This is a genomic window from Streptomyces sp. NPDC005070 (assembly GCF_053600395.1).
This window is the reverse complement of the sequence record NZ_JBSFZS010000095.1, coordinates 25,135-31,374: the sequence shown is the minus strand read 5'-3', so window position 1 is coordinate 31,374 and position 6,240 is coordinate 25,135. Positions and strand designations below refer to the sequence as shown.

The window sequence follows — 6,240 nt, the reverse complement described above, 5'->3', positions numbered from 1 at the left end:
CCACGATCCGGGTGCTCCACGTCTCCGACATCCATCTGAACCCGGCGAGCTGGAAGATCATCGCCTCGCTCGTGAAGCAGTACGCGGTCGACGTGCTCGTCGAGACGTTTCCGGCCCGCCCGAAGCGACGAGTCGAGGAGGAGAGCTCCTGAACTGCATCAACAGACCACTCGAGTTGTCATGCAAAGACCTGGCACAGGCACTCAACTTGACAGCGCCATTCCGCACACCCGAGGCGCTCGCCAGGCATGCGATGATCAGTTGGCCCGTTTGGGCGGTTTGAACAAGCGAAAGGCTCCCCCTATGCGGCTCCTGGCACGAATCCCTCGGATGATGGCGGCGGCCTTCGTGGCTTTCACGATCCTGGCGTCCGCCGGTGTGGCGTCCGCCACGACCTACCCGACGGCCTACCTCCGGCAGACGGATCAACTGAGTCTGGGCGATCCCCTTTTCAACATGCCTCATTGCATCACCCGCACGATCGACCTGGCATCAGGAACCTACGCCTGGAACAAATTCATCACCGGCGTCAACCTCGACACCAGGCTGATCTGGCTGGGAGCAGGCCCTTACACCTGGAAGGTCTGCAACGAACTCACGACCTCCTTCGGTCGTGACTACACCATCACGTCCTACCTATCGCCCCGCAGCGGAGGCACGGCCACCTCCGCCGTCGTCGCGACCATCCCCTTCAACGGGAGCTACACCTGGGGCGCCTCACTGGCCCGCACAGGCGACTGATGGTGTCGCCGTGACGGTAGAGATCCGGGGCATGCCTTCCGAGCCACGCACTCCAGGGCCACAACGCGGTGGCTCCCCGGGTCGGATACCCGTACCCGGACGGTACTCGCCAGGGACAAAGAGGCGACGGGTCGGCGCCCGTCAGTCCTGGTCGGCCAGCGCCGTCCGGAACTCCTGGGCCCTCAGCTTGTTCTTTATCTAGTGCTCTGACCGGGATGGTTCACCGGGTTGCGCTTGGCGGTGAGGGGCCGTGGGCCGGTTGGATGTGGGGACAGATCCGATCTGGTGCATGGAGGCGTGGTGGCAGAGCCGGTCAAAGTCCGCAGACTGACCGACCAGGAGGGGCAGCGGCTGCAGCAGATCGTGCGGCGGGGGAGCACCAGCTCGGTGCGCTACCGGCGCGCGATGATGCTGTTGGCCTCGGCCGGCGGGAACCGCGTGCCGGTGATCGCCCGGCTGGTGGCGGCCGACGAGGACACTGTGCGCGACGTCATTCACCGCTTCAACGAGATCGGCCTGGCCTGTCTGGACCCTCAGTGGGCGGGAGGCCGTCCCCGCCAACTCAGTTCTGAGGACGAGGACTTCGTCGTTCAGACGGCCACCACCCGCCCGGCCAAACTCGCCCAGCCCTTCACCCGCTGGTCGATCCGCAAGCTCGCCGCATACCTCCGCAGAGTCCACGGGCGGGTGATCCGCATCGGTCGCGAGGCCCTGCGCTGCCTGCTCGCCCGACGCGGCGTCACCTTCCAGCGGACCAAGACCTGGAAAGAGTCCACCGATCCTGACCGCGATGCCAAACTGGAACGGATCGAGCACGTCATAGACCACTTCCCTGACCGCTTTTTCGCGTTCGACGAGTTCGGGCCGCTCGGCATACGCCCGACCGGCGGATCCTGCTGGGCCGAGCAGGGCCGGCCCGACCGGGTCCCGGCGACCTACCACCGCACCCACGGCGTGACCTACTTCCACGGCTGCTACTCCATCGGCGACGACACCCTCTGGGGTGTCAACCGCCGCCGCAAGGGCACCACCAACAGCCTGGCCGCGCTCAGGTCCATCCGTGGCGCCCGCCCCGACGGCGCTCCGATCTACGTGATCATGGACAATCTCTCCGCCCATAAGGGCGCCAAGATCCGCCGGTGGGCGTGGAAGAACAACGTCGAGCTGTGCTTCACCCCGACGAACGCCTCCTGGGCCAATCCGATCGAGGCGCATTTCGGGCCGCTGCGGCAGTTCACCCTGGCCAACTCGAACCACCCCAACCACACCGTTCAGACCCGCGAGCTGCACCGCCATCTGCGCTGGCGCAATACCAACGCCCGCGACCCCGACCTCCTGGCCGCCCAACGCCGCGAACGAGCCCGCATCCGCAACGAGAAGGGCCTGCGCTGGGGCGGCCGACCGTTGGCAGCGGCCTGAGGCTTCCCGCCATGACGGCCTACTCGGCCATCTCCTCGGGAGAAAGACGAGTGATCTTCTTTCCCGCTTCGGTCTCGACCAGGGTCAACGTGCCGATCCAGTCTCCGTCTTCGGGATACTCCCAGTTGGCCGCGTCTTCGAGAATCGCCGGAAGTTGATCACGAGGCACCAGCTCGCCGGGCTGGAAGCCGGCCTCCCCGGAAGGGGAGGTCCACGGCGCGAGTCGGCGGACCTCGATCCACCCACGATCGATGAGAGCGAGCAAGATTCCCGCCAGCTCGTTGACCGGTCGGGACTGATCGGCTTCGTCGAGATCGCCCCAGACACCAGGCAGGATGTCGATCTCATAAGAATTGACCATGAAGGCTTCTTCAGACTTGGTCAATGTGTCCCACTCTTGCTTGCTCACTCAGCAATCGTCGCAGAGCCGGGGGCACGACAGTCTGCTACACCACCGACCAGGCCATCCCAACTCGGAGCTCACCCTGACCGCCCGGACCCGGTGAACCTTCGCGGTCACAGCACTAGCGGTGTCGAAATGCGCCTCGAATTTGGCTGCTTACCTGGGCATTTGCCAGACATGGCAACAGCCTTCGCTTGATCCTGTGCTCCGTCACAGAGATACGGGATCAACCGAAGGCCGTTGTCATGAGTGTGCTGCATCGCCGTGTCCGGCGGGAAGCGTTCGTGGAAGCGTCAATGAGCGTTTTGTCCTGGCGAGGTTGTTTGGCTCGAGGTTCAGGTGTTGCGCCAGTTGGGGGTGGATTCGCGGGTGAGTCTGCGGCTTATGAGGTCGATCATCGCGATGTGGATTATGGCTTCGGAGCGGTGGGGGTGGGTTTCGTAGTCGCGGGCCAGGCGGCGGTGGTGCATGAGCCGGCCGAAGGTCCGCTCGACGACCCAGCGTCGAGGGATCACCTTGAAGCCTTTGACGCCCGGCTCGCGTTGGACGACTTCGACGTCGATGCCGAGGCGGGCGCCCGTGCGCGTCGGCTTCCCTGAGTCGAGGGCGTTGCCGGGACGTTGGGGCGGCGGCTCTTACTCAGCCGGGGCAGGTCCATGGCGAGGGCGAGCAGGGTGCACCAGGCCTGGTTCGGGGCGAACTTCGCGCTCAGCAACCAGGTGGGGGTGAGAGCTTGCGATCGCCGGATGCCGGACTCGACATGAGCGTGAACACGGTGCCGGGCGCCCAGCCACTGCAGATGGTGGCCTGACGATCGCCGCAGAGCCGGGCCTTTCGCGCTCTCGGACGGCACACAGTTGGCGGAAGGGCTTCTGGGGGACGCGTCCGGTGCGGATAGCCCCGCTGCGCGGGGTAGATGCCGCCCACCTGGTGCTCGCCGATGTCGACTTGTCACAGTGCCTGTTCATCGGGACGGTGCACCTGGACCATGTGCGACTGGAGGGCGCCTGCCTGTTCGCCGAAGCCCCGCCAGGCATCCATTGGCGGCACCGGCACCCTGTCCGTCTGCCTGACGAACGCAATGCCGGCCCGACCGTCCCCTCTGACAGTCGTCTGCCCCTCGGTTGACCCACCCGCCACGATCGGCGGGCGATCCGTCGGCTTCACAAGCAGGCGCCCCGCACCTTCCGGCTGGAATCTCGGCGCATCTCGCAGGTCAAGCAAATGGGGCTATCCGATGTCAGCGGGCTTTGGGCTCGTCGGCGTCCAGGCCGCGGTCGACGCCGTGGGGGACGACGCCCTGCCCGGGTTCGAGATGCAGTCGTGTGCCGTTGAGGTAGACGTCGACCTTGTCCGCTTCGAACGAAACCATGTCTCCGATCCGGTCGACCTCCCGGTAGGCATTGCGGTACGACCAGGCGGCGCGGTGGGCCTCGCCGATGTCGTAGTAGTCGCACAAGCCCTTGTAGGGACAGAACGTCTGGCCTTCGACGGGGTTCAGCCGGCTTTCGTCGATGTCAGCGCGCGGTACGTACCAGCGTGGGGCGAAGCCGGACTCGTAGAGAACGACGGGGTGCTCGGAACGGGCGATCACGACGTTGCCGAGGCGGACTTCCAGAGTGCGGGAAGTGTCACGGATGTCGATGCGGTGGTACGGGTCCGCGGCGTGGCCCAGGATGCGTTCCTCTTCTTCGTAGAAGGAGTCCATCGCTCGCCAGGCGAAGGCGATGCGGCCCTGGAGTTCGGCGGCGTAGCCGGGCAGTGAGGTGAACTCCCAGGCTGCGCGCTCGGTGATTTTGTCCCCGGCGTGCACCGCATGCCAGGCGGTGTCGCCAAGGTCTTTGTGGCGGGTGATCTTGCCGCTGGGGGCCAGCGCCTGGTCATTGATGTCTTCGCGGGGGAAGTAGGCGACGGGGTAGCGGCCTGGTTCGTGGAGCAGAATCACGTTCTCACTGTCGGCGATCCAGGTGTCGTTGAACTTCACGCGCATGCGGCGGCGCAGCCGCTCGGCGAACAGGATTCGCTCGGGGAGCGGGTCTGGGGTGAGGAAGTGTCCGATCGCGCTGGCGGAGAGGGGGCCTTGCTGCCAGGACAGTCCCATGGTGGTTCCTTCGAGTTGCGGGGTGCGTTGAGTGGCAGCACTCCAGGGTGGTGGCATCGATCAGGGCGTGCGGGAGCAGCGTGATACAGGCGCCTCAGGACGGTGGAAGCATGTCCAGACGGTCTTGGCGTCCTCTGTGCGGAGCTGTACTCCCCAGTCGTCGCACAGTTCCTGCACGAGGTGGATGCCTCGCCCGTTCTCCCGGTCCGGTGAGGGGGAGGGGATGCGGATACGGGAGTCGAGCGCGCAGTCGTCGACTTCGACGTGGAGGCAGTACGGATGCCGGACGAGTCGGACCAGGTAGTCCCGGCCGTCTGCGCTTCCGTGCTGGACGGCGTTGCCTGCCAGTTCCGAGACGCATGTCCGGATGTCGTCGCGGCGCTGACACCCGCCCCAGGTGTCGAGAGCCCGCATCGCGAATTCGCGGGCGGTGCGCACGGTCTGCGGGGTGGCGCTGAAGCTGTGTTGGGCGAAGTGACGCATGGAGGGTCCTTGCCGGCTGCGGGAGGGGGGAGGGGGAGGCGATGGTCCGCAACTGTTCCGGTTCCTTGTGCGTCAGGCGAGGACGCGGGCGAGGAAGTCGCGGATATGTTCGGTGATCGTCTCGAGGTGGCTCTCCAGGGCGAAGTGCCCGGACTCGATCAGGTGAATCTCGGCGTCGGGCAGGTCCTGGCCAAACGCCGTGGCTCCGTCGGGGCCGAAGATCTCGTCGTTGGCTCCCCAGACCGCTAGCAACGGGACCTGGGAGTCACGGAAATACTGGTGAACCTGAGGGTAGAGGTCCACATTGGTCGGGTAGTCGCGGAAGAGCTTCAGCTGGATCTCGTCATTGCCTGGGCGGTCGAGCAGGGCTTGGTCATGGATCCAGTTGTCGGGGCTGACCAGGCTGGGGTCGGCGACGCCGTTCACGTACTGCCAGCGCGTGATCTCGGGGGTCAGGGCACCGCGCAGGGGGGCTTCGGTGTCGGGTCCCGGAGCCTTGGCGTAGGCGAACACGCCGTCCCAGAAGGGCTTGACGAAGCCTTCTTCGTAAGCGTTGCCGTTCTGGGTGATGATCGCGGTGACGCGGTCCGGGGCCTGAAGAGCGAGACGCCAGCCGATGGGAGCACCGTAGTCCTGGACGTACATCGCGAACCGGTTGATGCCCAGTTGCTGGAGCAGGCCGGAGGTGACCTCGGTGAGTGCGTCGAAGGTGTAGGGGAAGTCCTGAAGAGCGGGCATCGCTGACTGGCCGAAGCCGATGTGGTCGGGGGCGATCACGTGGTAGCGATCGGCGAGTGCCGGGATCAAGTGCCGGAACATGTGCGAGCTGGTCGGGAAGCCGTGGAGGAGGACGACGGCGGGTGCCGTGGGGTCGCCCGCTTCCCGGTAGAAGACCTCAAGACCGTTGACGGTGGTCGCGCGGTGGTGGACTGCAGAGATCATTTCTATAACCCTTCTCTTGCGTCTTAGTGGTTACATGCCCAGTCGAGCACGGTTGAGCTAACCTGTCAAGCAGCTTTATGTGGTTAGTCTGCACCTGTTGCCGGGTGCCGCCTGCGCACGGGAGGGTGTAGGGCGCCCTGTCCTTTAGGCT

General features: G+C 65.6%; 6 protein-coding genes and 1 pseudogene. 2 read left to right on the top strand and 5 right to left on the bottom strand.

Features of this window, described 5'->3' with window-relative positions; genetic code table 11:
* Positions 1-348 precede the first annotated feature (348 nt).
* Together ACWEBX_RS27435 and ACWEBX_RS27430 are read left to right on the top strand one after the other, a co-directional pair.
* Positions 349-741: a hypothetical protein gene (locus ACWEBX_RS27435; RefSeq protein WP_451887469.1), complete on the top strand. Its 393-nt coding sequence runs from the start codon at positions 349-351 to the stop codon at positions 739-741.
* Positions 742-1,041: 300 nt separating this feature from the next.
* Complete coding sequence (locus tag ACWEBX_RS27430) at positions 1,042-2,160, top strand: IS630 family transposase (protein WP_451887468.1); 1,119 nt, start codon at positions 1,042-1,044, stop codon at positions 2,158-2,160.
* A 19-nt stretch (positions 2,161-2,179) separates the two neighbouring features.
* On the opposite strand, the gene ACWEBX_RS27425 is transcribed toward ACWEBX_RS27430, so the two are convergent.
* The 5 genes and pseudogenes from ACWEBX_RS27425 to ACWEBX_RS27405 all read right to left on the bottom strand — a co-directional run bounded on the left by ACWEBX_RS27425 (position 2,180) and on the right by ACWEBX_RS27405 (position 6,089).
* Complete coding sequence (locus ACWEBX_RS27425) at positions 2,180-2,569, bottom strand: hypothetical protein (protein ID WP_451887467.1); 390 nt, start codon at positions 2,567-2,569, stop codon at positions 2,180-2,182.
* Positions 2,570-2,898: 329 nt separating this feature from the next.
* A pseudogene (locus ACWEBX_RS27420) lies at positions 2,899-3,141 on the bottom strand (transposase); the annotation flags it as partial.
* A 662-nt stretch (positions 3,142-3,803) separates the two neighbouring features.
* The gene (locus tag ACWEBX_RS27415) at positions 3,804-4,664 is read right to left on the bottom strand and encodes a DUF427 domain-containing protein (RefSeq protein WP_451887466.1); all 861 of its coding nucleotides are present in this window, start codon (positions 4,662-4,664) and stop codon (positions 3,804-3,806) included.
* A 60-nt stretch (positions 4,665-4,724) separates the two neighbouring features.
* Positions 4,725-5,147 carry an ATP-binding protein gene (locus tag ACWEBX_RS27410; RefSeq protein WP_451887465.1) on the bottom strand — a complete coding sequence of 141 codons (423 nt, stop codon included), beginning with the start codon at positions 5,145-5,147 and terminating at the stop codon, positions 4,725-4,727.
* A gap of 72 nt (positions 5,148-5,219) precedes the next feature.
* Positions 5,220-6,089 (bottom strand): alpha/beta fold hydrolase, encoded by an 870-nt coding sequence (locus ACWEBX_RS27405; RefSeq protein ID WP_451887464.1) that lies wholly within the window; start codon positions 6,087-6,089, stop codon positions 5,220-5,222.
* Between the last annotated feature and the right edge of the window lie 151 nt (positions 6,090-6,240).

Bases quoted from the DNA above. Each gene is read 5' to 3' on its own strand.
- ACWEBX_RS27405 (WP_451887464.1), bottom strand. From the start codon at position 6,089: ATGATCTCTGCAGTCCACCACCGCGCGACCACCGTCAACGGTCTTGAG.
- ACWEBX_RS27415 (WP_451887466.1), bottom strand. From the start codon at position 4,664: ATGGGACTGTCCTGGCAGCAAGGCCCCCTCTCCGCCAGCGCGATCGGA.
- ACWEBX_RS27410 (WP_451887465.1), bottom strand. From the start codon at position 5,147: ATGCGTCACTTCGCCCAACACAGCTTCAGCGCCACCCCGCAGACCGTG.